This is a genomic window from Burkholderia sp. IT-111MI5 (assembly GCF_949752865.1).
In the GTDB taxonomy this organism is placed as follows: domain Bacteria; phylum Pseudomonadota; class Gammaproteobacteria; order Burkholderiales; family Burkholderiaceae; genus Burkholderia; species Burkholderia pyrrocinia_C.
Genome location: NZ_CATKIF010000011.1, coordinates 731,010 through 748,968, shown reverse-complemented (window position 1 = coordinate 748,968; position 17,959 = coordinate 731,010). Strand labels below are relative to the sequence as shown.

15 protein-coding genes are annotated in these 17,959 nt (G+C 66.9%); 6 read left to right on the top strand and 9 right to left on the bottom strand.

All coding sequences use genetic code 11. From position 1 onward, the window contains the following. Positions 1–3: 3 nt before the first annotated feature. Positions 4–2,184, bottom strand: coding sequence for an ornithine decarboxylase (locus tag ACM6JT_RS11540; protein ID WP_414856511.1), 2,181 nt, complete (start codon positions 2,182–2,184; stop codon positions 4–6). Between the two features lie 509 nt (positions 2,185–2,693). On the opposite strand from ACM6JT_RS11540, the gene ACM6JT_RS11535 reads away from it, so the two are divergent. The 3 genes from ACM6JT_RS11535 to ACM6JT_RS11525 all read left to right on the top strand — a co-directional run bounded on the left by ACM6JT_RS11535 (position 2,694) and on the right by ACM6JT_RS11525 (position 7,282). After that, positions 2,694–4,994 (top strand): Orn/Lys/Arg decarboxylase N-terminal domain-containing protein, encoded by a 2,301-nt coding sequence (locus ACM6JT_RS11535; RefSeq protein ID WP_414856510.1) that lies wholly within the window; start codon positions 2,694–2,696, stop codon positions 4,992–4,994. A gap of 46 nt (positions 4,995–5,040) precedes the next feature. Then, positions 5,041–6,426: a putrescine-ornithine antiporter gene (gene potE / locus ACM6JT_RS11530; RefSeq protein WP_407972456.1), complete on the top strand. Its 1,386-nt coding sequence runs from the start codon at positions 5,041–5,043 to the stop codon at positions 6,424–6,426. Between the two features lie 271 nt (positions 6,427–6,697). Continuing rightward, a complete protein-coding gene (locus ACM6JT_RS11525) occupies positions 6,698–7,282 on the top strand; it encodes a putative glycolipid-binding domain-containing protein (RefSeq protein ID WP_414856509.1) in 585 nt (194 codons plus the stop codon). Positions 7,283–7,309: 27 nt separating this feature from the next. Here ACM6JT_RS11525 and ACM6JT_RS11520 read toward each other — a convergent pair whose 3' ends face one another. Together ACM6JT_RS11520 and ACM6JT_RS11515 are read right to left on the bottom strand one after the other, a co-directional pair. Then, positions 7,310–8,302 carry a sulfonate ABC transporter substrate-binding protein gene (locus ACM6JT_RS11520; protein ID WP_034179905.1) on the bottom strand — a complete coding sequence of 331 codons (993 nt, stop codon included), beginning with the start codon at positions 8,300–8,302 and terminating at the stop codon, positions 7,310–7,312. Between the two features lie 174 nt (positions 8,303–8,476). Next, complete coding sequence (locus ACM6JT_RS11515; protein WP_407972453.1) at positions 8,477–8,884, bottom strand: DUF427 domain-containing protein; 408 nt, start codon at positions 8,882–8,884, stop codon at positions 8,477–8,479. A gap of 321 nt (positions 8,885–9,205) precedes the next feature. Here ACM6JT_RS11515 and ACM6JT_RS11510 point away from each other — a divergent pair, with 321 nt between their 5' ends. After that, the gene (locus ACM6JT_RS11510; protein WP_414856508.1) at positions 9,206–10,867 is read left to right on the top strand and encodes an ABC transporter substrate-binding protein; all 1,662 of its coding nucleotides are present in this window, start codon (positions 9,206–9,208) and stop codon (positions 10,865–10,867) included. Between the two features lie 61 nt (positions 10,868–10,928). On the opposite strand, the gene ACM6JT_RS11505 is transcribed toward ACM6JT_RS11510, so the two are convergent. The 6 genes from ACM6JT_RS11505 to ACM6JT_RS11480 form a co-directional block, all read right to left on the bottom strand. Continuing rightward, positions 10,929–11,876, bottom strand: coding sequence for a TauD/TfdA dioxygenase family protein (locus tag ACM6JT_RS11505; protein ID WP_034179902.1), 948 nt, complete (start codon positions 11,874–11,876; stop codon positions 10,929–10,931). Between the two features lie 159 nt (positions 11,877–12,035). Next, entirely contained in the window at positions 12,036–12,989 is a 954-nt protein-coding gene (locus ACM6JT_RS11500; RefSeq protein ID WP_105390870.1) for a TauD/TfdA dioxygenase family protein, read from the bottom strand. A gap of 148 nt (positions 12,990–13,137) precedes the next feature. Continuing rightward, entirely contained in the window at positions 13,138–13,983 is an 846-nt protein-coding gene (locus ACM6JT_RS11495) for an ABC transporter ATP-binding protein (RefSeq protein WP_243566321.1), read from the bottom strand. A gap of 40 nt (positions 13,984–14,023) precedes the next feature. After that, on the bottom strand, positions 14,024–14,854 hold the full coding sequence (locus ACM6JT_RS11490) for an ABC transporter permease (RefSeq protein ID WP_105390872.1): 831 nt from the start codon (positions 14,852–14,854) through the stop codon (positions 14,024–14,026). A 35-nt stretch (positions 14,855–14,889) separates the two neighbouring features. Beyond that, complete coding sequence (locus ACM6JT_RS11485) at positions 14,890–15,732, bottom strand: ABC transporter permease (protein ID WP_414856507.1); 843 nt, start codon at positions 15,730–15,732, stop codon at positions 14,890–14,892. Positions 15,733–15,747: 15 nt separating this feature from the next. Beyond that, positions 15,748–16,830 (bottom strand): ABC transporter substrate-binding protein, encoded by a 1,083-nt coding sequence (locus tag ACM6JT_RS11480; protein WP_414856506.1) that lies wholly within the window; start codon positions 16,828–16,830, stop codon positions 15,748–15,750. Between the two features lie 94 nt (positions 16,831–16,924). On the opposite strand from ACM6JT_RS11480, the gene ACM6JT_RS11475 reads away from it, so the two are divergent. Continuing rightward, complete coding sequence (locus tag ACM6JT_RS11475) at positions 16,925–17,467, top strand: hypothetical protein (RefSeq protein ID WP_414856505.1); 543 nt, start codon at positions 16,925–16,927, stop codon at positions 17,465–17,467. A 272-nt stretch (positions 17,468–17,739) separates the two neighbouring features. Beyond that, positions 17,740–17,922: a Flp family type IVb pilin gene (locus ACM6JT_RS11470; protein WP_034179896.1), complete on the top strand. Its 183-nt coding sequence runs from the start codon at positions 17,740–17,742 to the stop codon at positions 17,920–17,922. Positions 17,923–17,959 lie beyond the last annotated feature (37 nt).

Sequence of the window (17,959 nt, the reverse complement as noted above, 5' to 3'; positions counted from 1 at the left end):
CGCTCAGGCCCGCGACGCGCTCGGGTCGTCGGCCACCACGTACGCCGATGCCTGCTTCGTGCCGTCCGGCTTCGTCTGCAGGTAGACGCCCTGAATCTCCGGCTCGAAACCGGGCAGCGCGTTGATCCCGGCTTCGAGCGCGCGGAAGTAGTCGAGCGCCGGGCCGCCCCACGCTTCGCCGGGCACCACGCAGAAGATGCCGGGCGGATAGGGCAGCGCGCCTTCGGTCGCGATCCGGCCTTCGATGCGATCGAGCGTGACGAGTTCGACGTTGTTGCGGATCAGCTCGGCATTCGCGGCCTGCGGCAGCATCGCCTGCTTCGGGAACTGCGCACGCCGGAACATCTGCTTCTGCAGATGCTTCATGTCGTGGCTGCGGTAGAAATCGTGCATGCGCTGGCACAACTGCCGCAGGCGCATGTTGCCGTACAGCTCCGGATACGCTTCGCACAACGACGGGATCGCTTCGCGCAGCGGCGTGTCCTGGTCGAGGTGGCGTTCGAACTGCGCGAGGTGCGCGATCAGATGCTGCAGCTTGCCGAGGCTTTCCGACGGCGTGAGCAGGAACAGGATCGTGTACAGGTCGGCCTTCTCGGGCACGACGCCGTGCTCGCGCAGGTAGCGCGCGAGGATCGGCGCCGGCGCGCCGAACGGCGCGTACTCGTGCGTGTCGCGATCGATGCCGGGCGTCGTCAGCAGCAGCTTGCACGGATCGACGAAATACTGGTCGTTCGCATAGCCTTCGAAGCCGTGCCACGCGTCGGCCGGATGGAAGCGGAAGAAGCGCAGGTCGTCGACGATCTGCTCGGTCGGGTAGTCGGCCCACGGGCGGCCGTCGACATGCTGCGGAACGAACGGGCGGATCTGGCGGCAGGTCTTCAGCAGCAGCTTGCGTGCATCGACGCCGTGCGCGACGCAGTCGCGCCACAGGCGCTTGCCGGCCGGGCCCGCATGCATCTGCGCGTTGACGTCGAGCGCCGCGAACATCGGGTAGAACGGGCTCGTCGACGCATGGATCATGTACGCGTTGTTGAAGCGCCGGTGATCGCAGAAGCGCTTCTGGCCTTCGATGTGGCTGTCCTTCTTGTGGATCTGCGACGTCTGCGAGAAGCCGGCCTGCTGCTTGTGCACCGACTGCGTGACAAAGATGCCGGGATCGTCGGGGCCGAGCGTCAGCATCAGCGGCGAGCAGTCCTGCATCATCGGGATGAACTGCTCGTAGCCGACCCACGCCGAATCGAACAGGATGTAGTCGCACAGATGCCCGATCCGGTCGACGATTTCCCGCGCGTTGTAGATCGTGCCGTCGTAGGTGCCGAGCTGGATCACCGCGAGCCGGAACGGGCGCGGCAGGTCGGCGCGCTCGGGCGCGACGTCGCGGATCGCGTCGCGAATGCGTGTTTCGTCGAGCGCCGCGCTGTCGACGCCGCCGATGAGGCCCCACGCGTTGCGCGCGGTTTCGAGGTAGACCGGCCGCGCGCCGGACACCACGAGCGCGCCGAGGTGCACCGACTTGTGGTTGTTGCGATCGAACAGCACGAGATCGTCGGGCGCGAGCAGCGCGCTCGTGACGACCTTGTTCGACGTCGACGTGCCGTTCAGCACGAACCAGGTCTTGTCGGCGTTGTAGATCCGCGCGGCGTTGCGCTGCGCTTCCAGCGCGGGGCCTTCGTGGATCAGCAGGTCGCCGAGCCGGACGTCCGCGTTGCAGAGGTCGGCGCGAAACAGTGTCTCGCCGAAGAAGTCGACGAACATCCGGCCGAGCGGATGATTCGAGAAGAACTGGCCGCCCTGGTGGCCGGGGCAGTCGAACTCGACGTAGCCGCGCTGCACGTATTCGCGCATGACCTTGAAGAACGGCGGCAGCAGGTTCTCGCTGTAGATATCGGCGGCGGCTGAAATCTGCCGGCCGTAATAGTGGCGGCTGCCGTGCCCGAGCTGGATCACGCCGCTCGCGCTCGGCAGGACCGACGGCGGCACTTCCTGGTCGGGCTCGACCGCGACGAAGAACGGAATCGCGAAGCCGGTTCGTTCGACGGCTTTCAGGATTTTTTGCGCCGAATCGATTCCGACCACGATTGCCGCGATATTCGTGAAATCGGTCTGAAATACGTCGACCTGTTCGTGCGTGGTGAGGAAGGCGCCAATCAGCGCCGGCTCGACTGCGATTTTCAACAGGCTCACGCGAATTCTCCCGTAAATGTGCGGAAGCGGGAGCCGCATTCACGCCGGCGCGCAATCCGCGTAATCCGATACGCGCTGCAGCCGATTGAAACGCTCCCGCGAATGCTGAATGCCGAATGCGCACCGCACGAATCAGCCTTGCGCAGCGAGGCTCGGCTGCCGACGGTCAGTGCGCGACGCAGCCGATCGTAGCAACAAAATCCGGCGAATTCAATCGACCGGAAACGGCAATGTCATTGAAAGATGAGTAGGATCAAACAAGCGGGAATTGGCGTGCTGCAATGCACATAAAAATGATCCAATTATGAAATCCGATTTGAAAGGGATCGACGGTTTTGCCGAATCGTCGGCTTTTCATCGAAAGGCATCCATGGCATAGTCGGCATCCGAATCGGATGGCGAATCAAACCGGAATGACGAGCGTCTCATGTCGCCGACCGTGGCCTGCTGTCCGCGTGCTCGTGAGACGAACAACACCAACGAAGCATCGGAACAGCGAGGGCAACATCATGAATACATCCACCGGAGGCGTTCGTCGTCTCGGCATGCGTGCGCTGCTGGTCGACGACGAAATCACGCAGGAAACGGCGACCGGGCGCGCGGTCCGCACACTGAGCGCGGAGCTCGCGCAACGCGACATCGACGTGCTCACGGCGACATCCGCCGACGATGCGATCATGCTGGTCCGTTCCGATCCGTCGATCCAGTGCGTGCTGCTCGACTGGGATCTCGGCGTGGATGGCCACGGGCCGTCCGAGGCGGTGGTCGAAGCGATCCGGCATCGCAACGCCAACGTGCCGATCTTCCTGCTGGCCGACCGCAGCGTCGCGTCGTCGGTGCCGTCCGCGGTCATGGGCCAGGTCGACGATTTCGTGTGGCTGCTCGAGGATACGGCCGACTTCATCGGCGGGCGCATCCACGCGGCGATCGAACGCTATCGCTCGACCGTGCTGCCGCCGATGTTCGGCGCGCTCGCGAAGTTCTCGCGCGTCTACGAATACTCGTGGCATACGCCCGGCCACACGGGCGGCACGGGCTTCCTGAAGTCGCCGGTCGGCCGCGCGTTCTTCGAATACTTCGGCGAATCGCTGTTCCGCTCCGACCTGTCGATCTCGGTCGGCGAACTCGGCTCGCTGCTCGACCACTCGGGCCCGATCGGCGAAAGCGAGCGCTATGCGGCGCGCGTGTTCGGTGCGCATCGCACGTATCACGTGACGAACGGCTCGTCGACGTCGAACCGCATCATCCTGATGGCGAGCGTGAGCCGCGACCAGATCGCGCTGTGCGACCGCAACTGCCACAAGTCGGCCGAGCATGCGATCACGATGTCGGGCGCGATCCCGACGTACCTGGTACCGACGCGCAACCGCTACGGGATCATCGGGCCGATCGCGTCCGAGCGCCTCACGCAGGCGGCGATCCGCGAGGCGATCGCATCGAACCCGCTCGCGGCCGGGCTTGCCGATCGCCAGCCGAAGCACGCGATCGTCACGAACTCGACTTACGACGGCCTCTGCTACAACGTCGCGCGCGTCGAGGAACTGCTCGGCGCGAGCGTCGACCGCCTGCACTTCGACGAAGCATGGTACGGCTACGCGCGCTTCAACCCGATCTACCGCGACCGCCATGCGATGCACGGCGACCCGCGCGACCATCGTGCGGACCGGCCCACGGTGTTCGCGACGCAGTCGACGCACAAGCTGCTGACCGCACTGTCGCAAGCGTCGTACATCCACGTGCGCGACGGCCGCAGCCCGATTCCGCATGCTCAGTTTAACGAAACGTTCATGATGCACGCGTCGACGTCGCCGAACTACGCGATCATCGCGTCGAACGACGTCGCGGCCGCGATGATGGACGGCCCCGGCGGCGAAGCGCTGACGCACGAGTCGATCGAGGAGGCCGTCGCATTCCGGCAGATGATCGCGCGGATGAACAACGAGTTCGACGCGAAGGGCGACTGGTTCTTCGAATGCTGGCAGCCCGACACCGTGCTCGAGGCACGCACGGGCCGCACGCTGCCGTTCCACGATGCGCCGCCCGAGCTGCTCGCGAGCGATCCGTCGTGCTGGGTGCTGCGCCCCGGCGCGCAATGGCACGGCTTCGGCAATATCGAGGACGGCTACTGCATGCTCGATCCGATCAAGGTGTCGATCGTCACGCCGGGCGTCGCGCCGGCCGGCGGCCTGATGCCGGTCGGCATTCCGGCGAGCGTCGTCACGGCCTATCTCGATGCGCGCGGGATCGTCGTCGAGAAGACGACCGATTTCACGATCCTGTTCCTGTTCTCGATCGGCATCACGAAGGGCAAGTGGGGCTCGCTCGTCAGCGCGCTGTGCGACTTCAAGCGCGACTACGACGCGAACCTGTCGCTCGACATGGCGATTCCGTCGCTCGCGAAGGAACACGGCGCGCGTTATGCGGGCATGGGGCTGAAGGACCTGGCCGACACGATGTTCGCGGCGATGGAGCAGCTCGGCACGACGCGGCTGATGTCGGAGGCGTTCTCGATCCTGCCGAAGCCGGAGATGAGCCCGGTGCGCGCATACGAGCATCTCGTGCAGGGCCGCGTCGAGCAGGTCACGCTCGACGAGCTGGCCGGTCGTACGGTCGCCACCGGCGTCGTGCCGTATCCGCCGGGCATTCCGCTGCTGATGCCCGGCGAGAACGCGGGGCCGGCAGGCGGCCCGGTGCTCGGCTACCTGAAGGCGCTCGAAGCGTACGACCGCCGTTTTCCGGGCTTCGCGCACGACACGCACGGCGTGGAAGTCGAGGACGGCACGTACCGCGTGTACTGCCTGACGGCCTGAACGAGCGACCGGCCGCGCGGCGGCATCACATCGAAGGATCGAGATCATGGAAAACGCAGCGAGCATGTCCGCCGCGGCCCCGGCGGCCGCGGCGAAGAACCGGATGAACGTCTGGCAGCTCACCATCCTCACGGCGGTCAACATGATGGGCTCCGGCATCATCCTGCTGCCGGCGAAGCTTGCGCAGGTCGGCACGATCTCGCTGCTGTCGTGGATCGTCACGGCCGGCGGATCGCTCGCGCTGGCCTATGCGTTCGCGCGCTGCGGGATGTTGAGCCGCAAGCCGGGCGGGATGGGCGGCTACGCGGAATACGCGTTCGGCAAGGCCGGCAACTACATGGCGAACTACACGTACGGGCTGTCGCTCGTGATCGCCAACGTCGCGATCGGCGTCACGGCGGTCGGCTACGGCACCGTGCTGTTCGACGCGACGCTGTCGCCGCTGCAGACGGGCCTGTGGACGATCTTCCTGCTCGTGCTGACGACGGTCGCGAACTTCGGCGGCTCGCGCATCACCGGCCGGATCGGCTCGGTGACCGTATGGGGCGTGATCATTCCGGTCGTCATCGTGTCGCTGATCGGCTGGTTCTGGTTCAGCGGCGCGACCTGGGGCGCTGCGTGGAATCCGCACGGCATGTCGTTCGGGCCGGCCGTCGGCAGTTCGATCGCGGTGACGCTGTGGGCGTTCCTCGGGCTCGAATCGGCGTGCGCGAACTCGGATGCGGTGGAGAACCCGGAGCGCAACGTGCCGATCGCCGTGCTCGGCGGCACGATCGCATCGGCGATCTTCTACATCGTGTCGACCAACGTGATCGCGGGGATCGTGCCGAACGCGATCCTCGCGAAATCGAACGCGCCGTTCGGCATCGCGTTCGCGACGATGTTCACGCCGACGGTGGGCACGATCGTCACCGCGCTGATGGTGATCGCGTGCATCGGCTCGCTGCTCGGCTGGCAGTTCACGGTCGCGCAGGTGTTCAAGAGCTCGGCGGACGTCGGCTACTTCCTGCCGGTGTTCGCGCGTGCGACGCGCACGGGCACGCCGATCGTCGGCATGGTGATCCTGCTCGTCGCGCAGGTCGCGCTGGCGCTGATGACGATCAGCCCGGAGCTGAGCAGCCAGTTCCAGAAGATCGTCGATCTTGCGGTCGTCACGAACCTCGTGCCGTACGTGATGTCGATGGCCGCGCTGATCACGATCCAGAAGGTCGCGAAGGTGCCACCGGCCAAGGCGCTGGTGACGAACGTGATCGCGATGGTCGCGACCGCGTACAGCTTCTATGCGCTCGTCAGCTCGGGCGAGCAGGCGCTGATGCTCGGCGGCCTGTGCGTGTTCCTGGGCTGGACGCTGTTCGGCTTCGTCAGCGCGCGCTTCTACCAGATGGAAGTCGACGCGCACGTGAAGGAACCGGGGAAGTCGCTGCAGGCGTGAGGGCGGGGCTCGCTGCTGCTGACGGACGCGCCGCTTCAGCAGCGGCGGGATTGCCTTCTTCAGTAGATCGACGAGCGCACGCACGCGCGGCGGCAGCGGCCGCTGCGCTTGCACGAGCGCGTTGAGCGCGAAGTCGGGGTTCTCGTTCAGCGGAAGAATCCTGACGTCCCGCGGACGACCGGCTCCAGCGTACCGTGTCACCGAAGCCGCGTGTGTTCATCGAAGCGATGAGCGAAAATCGGCTTTCTCGCGACCGACAGGAGACGGCGACATGACGCAACAGGATGAAGCGATGCGCACGCGATGCGTCGCATGGCAGATCGTGCAGACGTGGCAGGCGGCCGAATGGTGCCGGCTCGCGGAGACGCGAACGCGAATCGATCTGTCGGGTTCGGTGTCGGGTGCGATCGACGGCGCGCCGTTTCGCATCGACTATGCGATCGCATGCGGTGCCGACTGGCTCACGCGCTCGGCGCGCGTGACACGCTGGCTCGGCACGTTGCCACCGCAACAGCTGGACCTCGCATGCGAGGAAGGGCGCTGGACGATCGACGGCGTCGACGCGTCGATGCTCGCGGGCGCGACCGACATCGACCTCGGTTTCAGCCCGTCGACCAATACGCTGCCGATCCGGCGGCTGGCGCTGGCCGTCGGCGACGCTGCGACGATCCATACCGCATGGCTGCGCTTTCCGGATTTCGCCATCGTGCGCGGAGAGCAGCGTTATACGCATACGGCGCCACACGTGTATCGCTACGAGAGCGGCACCTATGCGGCCGATATCGCGATCGACGAAGCCGGCCTCGTCATCGACTACGACGAATGGCGGCGCATCGGCGCGGCGCCTGCGCCGTAACGCGTTGCATCGTGTGTCGGCGACACATCAGCGCGCGTTGGCGACCGTCAGCTTGCCCGGAATCAGCTTCAGCGTGCTGAACGTGTCGGCGATGTTCTGCTGATACGCGACCGTCGCGTCGGTGACGGGCTGCACGCCGTAGCCGGCGCGCTTGAGCGCGACTTCGAGCGTCGGCGCGTCGAGGCCGACGAGCGGCGACAGTTGCGCGGCGACGTCGGGCGTGTGGTCGCGCGCCCAGCGATCGACCGCGTCGACTTCGTCGAGCAGCGCGCGCAGCACCTGCGGGTGAGCGGCCGCGTACTTGCGCGCGGCGAGGTAGTACTGCGTGTTGCGCACGAGCCCTTCGCCGTTCGCGATCACGCGCGCGCCGAGCTGCCGTTCGGCGGCCGCCAGATACGGATCCCAGATCACCCACGCATCGACGCTGCGCTGCACGAACGCGGCGCGCGCGTCGGCGGGCGTCAGGTAGATCGGCTGGATGTCCGCATACGCGAGGCCCGCATGTTCCAGCGCCTTCACGAGCAGGTAGTGGACGTTCGAGCCCTTGTTGAACGCGACCTTCTTGCCGCGCAACTGCGCGACGTTGCGGATCGGCGAATCGGGCAGCACGACGATCGCTTCGCCTTGTGGCGCGGGCGGCTCGTTGCCGATATAGACGAAATCGACGCCGGCCGCCTGCGCGAAGATCGGCGGTGTTTCGCCGACCGTGCCGACGTCGATCGCGCCGGCATTCAGCCCTTCGAGCAGTTGCGGGCCGGCCGGGAATTCGAGCCATTGCACCGCGACGCCCTGGCTCGCAAGGCGCTTCTCGAGCGTGCCGCGGGCCTTCAGCACGACGAAGTTGCCGTATTTCTGGAAACCGATGCGCAGCCGCGTGCCGTTGTCCTGGGCTCGTGCGGGCAGGGTCGCGAGCGGCCCGAGCGCAAGCCCGGCAAGCCCGGCGGCCGCGCCATGCAGCCATTGGCGTCGGCGCGGGTTCGCCGGGGTCGTTTCAACGTCTGCGTGCAGTGTGTCGCTCATCTGGGTGTCCTGCGTGCGGGTTCACGGGCCGCGCGCCAAGGCGGCGCGGCCGGCGCAGGACGGGGCCGGATGCGGGCGATGCTCGCAACGGGCCGGCCCGCGCCGGATTCAGGACGATACGGCCGCGCGGGCCGGCGGCCAACCAATGAATGCGCATATGCAAATCAGCGGCGCTCAGGCTGCGTCGGCGGCGCTTTCGTCGATCGAATCGACGCGGTCCGGATAGAACGCGAGGTGTCCGCGAATCGCTTCGACGGCCGGATACGGATGCTCGTAGGTCCACACCGCGTTGGTCGCGCGTTCGCCGCCGGCGGGGATCGAGTAGTACGCGCAGTCGCCCTTGTACGGGCAGTACGTCGCGTGGTCGGTGCGGCGCAGCAGCGACATGTCGGCGTCTTCGCGCGGGATGTAGAGCACGGCCGGATAGCTGGCCTCGCGCAGCGCCAGCGCGCGGCGCGTATCGGCGACGACCTTGCCGGCCACCGTGACCACCACGCGCGACGGATGCGGCTCGATCGCGATCGGATGATCGGGGCCCGGCGACTTCACGGGACGAGAGGGCGTATCGGAGCTGATCGACATCGTGGGTCCTCCAGGAATCGGCGGCGCGGCGTCGTCGGGCGGATCCCGGCGCGCCTCTGCCGGCGTTTGCCAGCCGATACGATGCGCCAATTCCGGAGAATCTGCAGGGGGCCGGAAGGCGGTGGCGCGGTCGCGTGCTTTGGCGTGGCGCGAAGGATCTGCCGGGCGATGCCCCGGCGCTTGCGCGGACATATTCATGCACGGGCAGCGGGATGCGCCCGCGGCGATAAGCAACGCCGAATTAATTGGTAAGCGATCGGCGGGAGGCGCGCGAAGATCGGCGGTCGTCATTCGCATGACTCATTCCTCCTTTCCGCCACCATGAAGCATTCTTTCGTTTCGTCAGCCGCACGTCGCGTGCGTCGCGCACCGCATGCCGTTGTTGCACTTCGTTGCGTGGCTGCATCGCTGCTGCTCGCTGGCGCGGCCACGCAGGCGCTTGCCGCGCCGGCCGGCAAGACGCTCGTGTACTGCACCGAAGGCAGCCCGGCCGGCTTCGATCCGGGCCAGCACACGACGAGCACCGATTTCGACGCGAGCACGTACACGATCTACAACGGACTCGTGCAGTTCAGGCGCGGCACGCTCGATCTCGAACCGTCGCTCGCGACGAGCTGGGACGTGTCGCCCGACCAGCGCACGATCACGTTCCACCTGCGGCGCGGCGTGAAATTCCAGACGACCGCGTGGTTCAAGCCGACGCGGCCGTTCCAGGCCGACGACGTCGTGTTCACGTTCCGCCGGATGCTCGATCCCGATGATCAGTTCCGCAAGGCCTACCCGGTCAGCTTCCCGTACTTCAGCGATCTCGGCTTCGACCGCAACGTCGAGCGCATCGAGAAGGCCGACGACTACACGGTGCGCTTCGTGCTGAAGACGCCCGACGTCGTGTTCGTGCGCAACCTCGCGATGGCGTTCGCGTCGATCCTGTCGGCCGAATATGCGTCGCAGCTCGCGGCACGCCATCGCGAGGCCGACATCAACCAGTTCCCGGTCGGCACCGGGCCGTTCCTGCTGCGCACGTACCAGAAGGATGCGCTGATCCGCTACGAAGCGAACCCCGACTACTGGAAGCCGGACGACGTGAAGCTCGCGCGGCTCGTGTTCGCGATCACGCCCGATCCGGCCGCGCGCCTGCAGAAGCTGGTGGCCGGCGAGTGCCAGGTATCGGCGTTCCCGCGGCCGGCCGATCTCGACACGGTGCGGCGCGACCCGAAGCTGGAGCTGTTCTCGGGGATGGGCTTCAACGTCGGCTTCGTCGCGTACAACACGCAGCATGCGCCGCTCGATCGCGTCGACGTGCGGCGCGCGCTCGACATCGCGATCGACAAGACGGCGATCGTGAAGACCGTCTTCAACGGCGACGCGAAGATCGCGACGAACCCGATGCCTCCCGCGCAATGGTCGTACAACCCGCGCCTGAAGGATGCGCCGCGCGATCCGGCCGCCGCGAAGGCGCTGCTCGCGCAGGCCGGCTTCCCGAACGGCTTCGACCTGACGCTGTGGGCGATGCCCGTGCAGCGCCCGTACAACCCGAATGCGCAGTTGATGGCGCAACTGATCCAGCAGGACTGGGCGAAGATCGGCGTGCGCGCGAAGATCGTCAGCTACGAGTGGGGCGAATACAACCGCCGCGCGAAGCACGACGGGCAGCACGACGCGATCCTGTACGGCTGGTCGGGCGACAACGGCGACCCCGACAACTGGCTCGGCACGCTGCTCGGCTGCGACGCGGTGCATGGCAGCAACCTCGCGAAGTGGTGCAATCAGGATTTCGAAAAGCTGGTGCGCGCGGCGCGCTCGAATGCGGACGTCGCGAAGCGCACGGCGCTGTACGAACAGGCGCAGGTAGTGTTCAAGGATCAGGTGCCGTTCACGCCGATCGCGACGTCGATCGTGTCGCTGCCGGTGTCGAAACACGTACACGGGCTGACGTTCTCGCCGCTCGGCGGGCACCGGTTCGACGGCGTGTGGCTGGATTGACGGAGATCGATGGACGAAGGGCCGGTGCGCTCGCGCGCGCCGGTGCCGGTTCAGGTTGCGGTCAGTTGAGCGCGACGGCCGCCGCCGTTTCGACCGGCGAGCCTTCGAGGGCGACCGATGGCCGGCCGTCGGGGCCGACCGGTACGTCGCCGGTGAGCGTCGTACGGTAGAGCTGGCGGTCGAAGTCGAGATCGAAGATGTCGACGGGTGCGAGATGCGCGGTCGCGCGGTTGTCCCAGAACGCGATGCTGCGCGGTTCCCATTTGAAGCGGATCGTGAATTCCGGCCGCGTCACGTGTTCCCACAGCAGTTCGAGCAGCGCCTGGCTCTCGCGCGGCGTCAGCCCGACGATCGATTTCAGGAAGCTCGGGCTCACGTACAGCGCACGTTCGCCGGTCTCCGGATGCACGCGGACGAGCGGATGCTCGGTCACGAGCGGGCGGCGTTCGACCGCGTCGTCGAACGCGCCGGTGGCACGCGCACCGGCCGGCGGCGTGAAGCGGTGGATGCCGCGCAAGCCGTCGACGAAACCGCGCAGCGGTGCGGACAGCGTTTCGTACGCGCGTACGAGATTGGTCCAGTGCGTGTCGCCGCCGTACGGCGGGATCGTCACGCCGCGCAGGATCGACGCCCACGGCGGGTTCACGGCGGCCGTCACGTCGGTGTGCCAGCCCGTCCACGGCCGGCGCACCGGTTCGCCTTCGAAGCGCGTCGCCTTGCGGTGCTTCGCGATCGAATAGACGGCCGGATGACCGTCGACGTGCCCGAACACCGGGTGGCCGACCGTCGGCTCGCCGAACTGCGCGGAGAACGCGACGTGCTGGTCGTGCGTGAGGAATTGTTCGCGGAAGAAGACGACGCGCCATTTCAGCAGCGCGGTGCGGATGGCCGCGATCTGCGGCGTGGTCAACGGTTGCGTGAGGTCGACGCCGCGAATTTCCGCACCGATATGGGCGGACAGCGGGATCACGTCGACCGGCTGGGCAGCGGGTTCGGGTAGGGCGCTCATGCGACGCTCCTGGCGGAAGTGAATGGGGCGGATGGCCGACATCGTTGCGCGTGCAAGCGTCGATGCGGTGGCGGGAGGTTCATGGTGGTGTGTCCGGTGGCGATTGGAGCGGAACACGCAGCGGCGCGCACGAAACGGCGCCGCCGCGGTACTCGGGCGTTATTGCAGCGTCGCACCCGGCCCCTTCAGCACGACGCTCCGGCGGCCGTCGATGCCGACCGGCACGTCGCCGTGAACGGTCGCGCGGCGCACGACGCGGCGCGCAGCGCCGTAGTCGTTGATCGCGTAGTGCTGCGTCGCGCGGTTGTCCCAGATCGCGACGTCGCCTTCCTGCCAGTTCCAGCGCACGGTGTTCTCGAGACGCGTCACGTGCTCGTGGAAGACCTGCAGCAGGTGCGCGGAATCCTGCGCCGACAGCCCCTTGAGCCGCTGCACGAAGTGCCCGAGCACGAGCGTGCGTTCGCCGGTTTCCGGATGCACGCGCACGACCGGATGCTCGGTTTCGTAGACGGTCGACGTGAACACTTCGCGGTAGCGCTTCAGTTGCGTGTCGTCGGCATGCACATGCGTCGACGCGTAGTCGTATGCGTTCGTATGGATCGCCCACAGCGTGTCCGCAAGTGCGCGCAGCGGGTCGGGGAGATGCGTGTACGCGGCGGCCGTGTTGGCCCACACCGTATCGCCGCCGAACGGCGGAATCACGACCGCGCGCAGGATCGAGATCTTCGGGTACGCATCGACGAACGTGACGTCGGTGTGCCACGAATTCGCCCGGGCGCCGTGCGCGGAATCGAGTTCGAGCAGATGCGCGCTGCCGTCGACGGACGGCACGGTCGGATGCGCGACCGTGTCGCCGAAGCGGCGCGCGAACGCTTCCTGCGCGGTGTCGTCGAGATGGTGCTGGCCACGGAAGAACAGCACCTTGTGGCGCAGCAGCGCGGCCTGGATCGCGTCGAACGTCGCGTCGTCGAGCGTGGCCGACAGCCGGACGCCGGCGATCTCGGCGCCGATCCGGCCGGCAACCTGGCGAAGCTGGAGCGGGGCGGCGGCCGTGCGCGGCGCGGCGTGCGAAGCATGCGAAGACGGGTGGGCGGCGTGCTGGACTTCGGACATCGGGAGTCTCCTGGAGTCGGGTCGGTCGAGTCTCCATTCAAGCAGGGAGCGCGCGGAACCGGAACCGATGAATCGTCACAACCTTAGCGTGCGTGCTGCGATGATCGATATGTGTCGTCATGCTGAGCAATGCGGTCGCGACACGTGTCTACCACGCAAGCCGGAATTCACCGATCCGGTGCGCGTGCGGCGTGTCGATGCGCTTGCCGCCCGCGCCGTCGTCGCGCGGCGTATCGCTATCGTCGAAATCGGCGAGCACCGTATCGCGCAACCGCGCGAATTCCGGCGAATCGCGCCGGCGCGGCCGTGGCAGTGCGACATCGACGATGCGTTCGATTCGGCCCGGGCGCGGCGCCATCGTGACGACGCGGTCGCCGAGATAGACGGCTTCGTCGACGTCGTGCGTGACGAGCATCATCGTGATGCGCTCCTGTTCCCAGATGCGCAGCAATTCGTTCTGCATCCGCGCGCGCGTCTGCGCGTCGAGCGCGCCGAACGGCTCGTCGAGCAGCAGCACGCGCGGCCGGTTCACGAGGCCGCGCGCGATCGCGACGCGCTGCGCCATCCCGCCCGACAACTGGTTCGGAAACGCGTGCTCGAAGCCGTTCAGCCCGACGAGCGCGATGTGGTCGGCTACCGCTCGCTGCTTCGCGGCCGCGTCGAGCGGCGCGTTGCGCAGCGCGGCGCCGATGTTCTGTTCGACGGTGAGCCATGGGAACAGCCGGTGATCCTGGAACACGATCCCGCGCTGCAGCGACGTGTCGCGCACGCGTTCGTCGCCGGCGCGAATCTCGCCCGTGTAGTCGGTGTCGAGCCCCGCGATCAGCCGTAGCAGCGTGGACTTGCCGCAGCCGCTCGCGCCGACGATCGTGACGAATTCGCCGGCGCGGACGTGCAGCGACACGTCGTCGAGCACGGCGAGCACCGCGCCGCGTTGTGCGTAGTGCTTGCTTACATGGAGGATGTCGAGCGAGTCGGAGGCGAGGGTCGTCATGGCGGAGCGAGGAAGGTTGCGACAGGGAAGGAGCGTGAGATCAGCGCGGCAGGTCGCCGCGCCGGGCCAGCACCTTGCGTTCGATCGCACGCGCGACCGCGTTCAGTGCCCAGCCGGTCACGCCGACCACGATGATCCCGAACAGCACGAGATCCATCCGGAATTGCTCGCTGCCGTCGATCAGCGTGTTGCCGATCCCGCTGCCGGCGACGAGCAGGTATTCGGCGCCGAGCGTTGCGAGCCACGAATAGATCAGGCCGAGGTACAGCCCGGTGAAGATCGACGGCAGTGCGGCCGGCAGGATCACGTAGCGGACGAGCTGGAGCCGCGAATAGCGCAGCGCGCGGGCGACGTCGACATACGCGCGCGGCACCGCGTGAATGCCGTCGCACGTGTGCGCGGCGACGGGCAGCAGCGCGGCGAGCGACAGGAACACGACCTTGGCGACGTCGCCGAGGCCGAACCACACGGAAATCAGCGGAATCCACGCGAACAGCGAGATCTGCTTGAACGTGTCGAAGCTCGGGCCGACGATGCGCGCGGCGATGCGCGACAGCCCGAGCGCGATGCCGAGCAGCAGCCCGCCCGTCGCGCCGATCGCGAAACCGCAGGCTTCGCGCGCGAGCGACGCGGACAGTGCGCGGCCGAGCGCACCGCTCGTGACCTGCGACCACGCGGTGTGCAGGACGTCGGCCGGGCCGACGAGCAGCCCGCTTTTCACGACGTGCGCGGAAGCGATCGCCCACCAGAGTGCGAACGCGACGAGCGGCAGCACGAAGCCGCGCCAGTCGGGCGCATGCAGGCGGCGGGCGGCTGCGACGGGCGACGGCGCGGCAGCCGGCGCGAGCGTCGACGTGGCGGAGTGCGGCATCGGGTAGTCTCCTTCGATTGCGCGGACAGGCCGGCTCAGCCGCGAAACGCGGACGGCACGCCGCGGCGCAGGCGCGCTTCGAGCGCGTCGAGCAGCCGGTTGATCAGCAGGCCGACCGCGCCGACCACGACCACGGCCGCCATCACGAGATCGAGCTGGAACAGTTGCCGGCCGTACACGATCAGGTAGCCGAGCCCTTCGGAAGACGCGACGAGCTCGACGACGACGAGCGCGAGCCACGACTTCGTGAACGCGAGCCGCACGCCGGTCGCGAGCGTCGGGATCGCGGCCGGCAGCACGACGTGGACGATGCGTTGCCGGCGCGTGTAGCCGAACCCGCGCGCAACTTCGTCGAGCGCGGGCGGCGTCTGGCGAAACCCCTGCAGCGTGCTCATCGTGACGGGGACGAGCGCCGCATGCGCGATCAGCAGGTACTTGAGCGGTTCGCCGACGCCGACGAGCAGCAGCAGGAACGGCAGCCAGCCGAGCACCGGGATCTGCACGAGCGCGTTGAAGCTCGGCAGTACATAGGCTTCCAGCGTGCGCGACAGGCCGAGCGCGACGCCGATCGCGAAACCGAGCAGCGAGCCGGTCGCGAAGCCGACCAGCACGCGCTGCAGGCTGATCAGCGTGTGGCGTGCGAGATCGCCGCTCGTCGCAAGCTCGGCGAGCGCGTCGTACACGCGTTCGGGCGGCGGCAGGATCTGCGGTGCGATCCAGCCGCGCGCGCTGCCGACGCTCCACAGCGCGAACAGCAGCGCGGGCAGCACCCACGGCGCGAGCTGCCATGCCAGCCGCTTCACGCTCGCCGCGCGGCGCGGCTGCGCGGCGAGTGCATGCGGCTCGGACGACTGAATCGGGATCGCGGTGTCGCTCATCGGGGCGGGTCCGGGTCAGGAAAGGGGCTTGCCGGCCGCGTCGTAGCGCGGCCAGTAGTGTTCGAGCTTCAGCGTGCGCAGCGCGTTGTCGAGATACTTCGGCTCGAACCAGCCGTCGACGTCGACCGGCTGGCGGATCAGCTTCAGCTTCAGCGCATCCTGTGCGACGGCCTTGTAGCGCGCCACGAGGAACGGATCGATCAGCGGCGACAGGCGATCTTTCAGGCGCTGGTTCGCATAGTCGGCCTGCCACGACGAATACGGGACGCCGCTCTTCGCCCACAGCTTGAACAGCGCATCGCGGTTCGCCTCGTCGGACGACCATTGCGCGCCCTTGACCAGCGCGTTGACGACGCGCTGCACGATGTCCGGATGCGCGCGTTCGAAATCGTCGAGCACGAGCAGATGCGTCTGGCGCGTGTACTGCGGGCCGTCGTTCTGCGATTCGTAGATGATCTTCGCGAGCCCCGCGTCGCGCAGCTTGTATAGCTGGTAGTCGCCCACCGACGCGTCGATGCCTTTCGACGCGAGCGCGGCGAGCGAGCTTGCGGCGTCGAGATTGATCACGCGCAGGTCGCGTTCGCCGAGGCCGTTCTTCGCGAGCGCGTTGTCGGCGACGAGCTGCAGGTTCGTGCCGCGGAAGATCGATACGCGGCGGTCTTTCAGGTCGGTGATCGAACGGATGCCGGAGTCGGGCGGCACCGCGATCTTCACGCCCGAGCGCACGCTCGCGGCAAGCAGCAGGTGCGTCTTGATCCCGTTCGAGCGTGCGAGCACGGCCGGCAGGTCGCCCTGGTACGCGAAGTCGAGTGCCTTGTTGGCGATCGCCTCGTTGACGGCCGGCCCCGCGCCCTTGAAGAACAGCCACTGCACGTTGATGCCGTCGGCCGCGAACTCCTTCTCGACCAGTTGCTGCAATTGCGCGGTGGCGGCGCTGGAGCCGCCGAAGGTCGGCGGATCGCCGGCGCCCTGCTGGGCGACGCCGATGCGGATGGTGGCGGGCTTGTCGGCGTGCGCGGCGGCGGCCGCCAGTGTCATCAGCGTGGCCGCCAGCAGCGACCGCAGCAGGCGCAGCGGAAACGGGAATCGATCGGTCATGGTGCGTCGGGTAGCGTGAAAATGAAATCGGACGGGGAGGCGTCGAGCCATTCTGGTGGACGCTTCCGGCGCGGGACAAACAACGATTTGAACTATGCTTATCGCCGCCTGGCGGGTTGCGCTTTGCGGGGCCGGGCGCGCCGGTTCCGCGAACGGAAAGCAGATTTGCATATATCGCGGAATCGTTCAGGATTCCGATCATGTTGATTGGCGTGGCCTGCTAATCAGGCAAGCGCCGGCTGGAAAATTCCTGAAATGGCGAAATCGCGGATTTGCGAGATCGCGGATTCGCATGTCGATCGGCATGCGAATTCAGGGCGGTGAAATCGACATCAGTCGGTTCAAAAAAACGATCCGGACCTGTCATATTTGCCGAATTGGCCGGGCGGAGCGTGAACGGATTTCCGGCCGGCATATGCTAACCACCGCGCGTGAAACGGTGCGCACGGCCCATCCGGCATACCGAAAAATCGAATGGAAACAGGTTATCCGCCAGACGGAAAATGACGCATCGCGACAGTTAACATGCTTACATCGACGTCCGAATGCCGCGACAAAGAATTTCGACAGACACCTTCATGAATTTCATCATTGCAGGGTGCTATCCATAAATACATTCCGACGCCAAATTATTTGAAATCGTCTCAAAAATTGTCTATACCCTAGACGAATCAGTGCGGTCGGCGTCGTACCGGCGCGGCTGCACGACAGATGTGCGAATGAAACGATCGATGCCGTCGTTGCATGCCGCGCGTCGCAGCGATCGAATGGACTTCGGGGAATGCGAACGGCCTCATGCGGGCGGTCCGCATGAGTCGCAAATGGGCGAACGCCATATGCAGCCGCCGGACCCATGCAGCGTCTTTACGTTCAACGGTCGATCATCGACCCCGTCACACGGAGGTTGCCATGCTGCAATACGTCAAGTCCCTGCTGCGTGATGAACGCGGCGTCAGCTCGCTCGAATATGCGGTGCTGGCCGGCATCGTCGTGGTCGCGCTGGCAGCGGTCGGCGTGATCCTCAGCAGCACTTCCGGCGGCTTGCCGAGCGTGTTCACGGCGCTGATCACGAAGGTGACGAGCCTGATCTGATCCCCTGAACCCGCGCGCCGCCGACGAATACACGGAT

Coding starts and splice junctions, on each gene's coding strand:
- ACM6JT_RS11490 (WP_105390872.1), bottom strand. CDS start 14,854: ATGCCGCACTCCGCCACGTCGACGCTCGCGCCGGCTGCCGCGCCGTCG.
- ACM6JT_RS11515 (WP_407972453.1), bottom strand. CDS start 8,884: ATGTCGATCAGCTCCGATACGCCCTCTCGTCCCGTGAAGTCGCCGGGC.
- ACM6JT_RS11525 (WP_414856509.1), top strand. CDS start 6,698: ATGACGCAACAGGATGAAGCGATGCGCACGCGATGCGTCGCATGGCAG.
- ACM6JT_RS11520 (WP_034179905.1), bottom strand. CDS start 8,302: ATGAGCGACACACTGCACGCAGACGTTGAAACGACCCCGGCGAACCCG.
- ACM6JT_RS11475 (WP_414856505.1), top strand. CDS start 16,925: ATGCTTATCGCCGCCTGGCGGGTTGCGCTTTGCGGGGCCGGGCGCGCC.
- ACM6JT_RS11480 (WP_414856506.1), bottom strand. CDS start 16,830: ATGACCGATCGATTCCCGTTTCCGCTGCGCCTGCTGCGGTCGCTGCTG.
- ACM6JT_RS11535 (WP_414856510.1), top strand. CDS start 2,694: ATGAATACATCCACCGGAGGCGTTCGTCGTCTCGGCATGCGTGCGCTG.
- ACM6JT_RS11495 (WP_243566321.1), bottom strand. CDS start 13,983: ATGACGACCCTCGCCTCCGACTCGCTCGACATCCTCCATGTAAGCAAG.
- ACM6JT_RS11505 (WP_034179902.1), bottom strand. CDS start 11,876: ATGAGCGCCCTACCCGAACCCGCTGCCCAGCCGGTCGACGTGATCCCG.
- ACM6JT_RS11500 (WP_105390870.1), bottom strand. CDS start 12,989: ATGTCCGAAGTCCAGCACGCCGCCCACCCGTCTTCGCATGCTTCGCAC.
- ACM6JT_RS11470 (WP_034179896.1), top strand. CDS start 17,740: ATGCTGCAATACGTCAAGTCCCTGCTGCGTGATGAACGCGGCGTCAGC.
- ACM6JT_RS11510 (WP_414856508.1), top strand. CDS start 9,206: ATGAAGCATTCTTTCGTTTCGTCAGCCGCACGTCGCGTGCGTCGCGCA.
- potE (WP_407972456.1), top strand. CDS start 5,041: ATGGAAAACGCAGCGAGCATGTCCGCCGCGGCCCCGGCGGCCGCGGCG.
- ACM6JT_RS11485 (WP_414856507.1), bottom strand. CDS start 15,732: ATGAGCGACACCGCGATCCCGATTCAGTCGTCCGAGCCGCATGCACTC.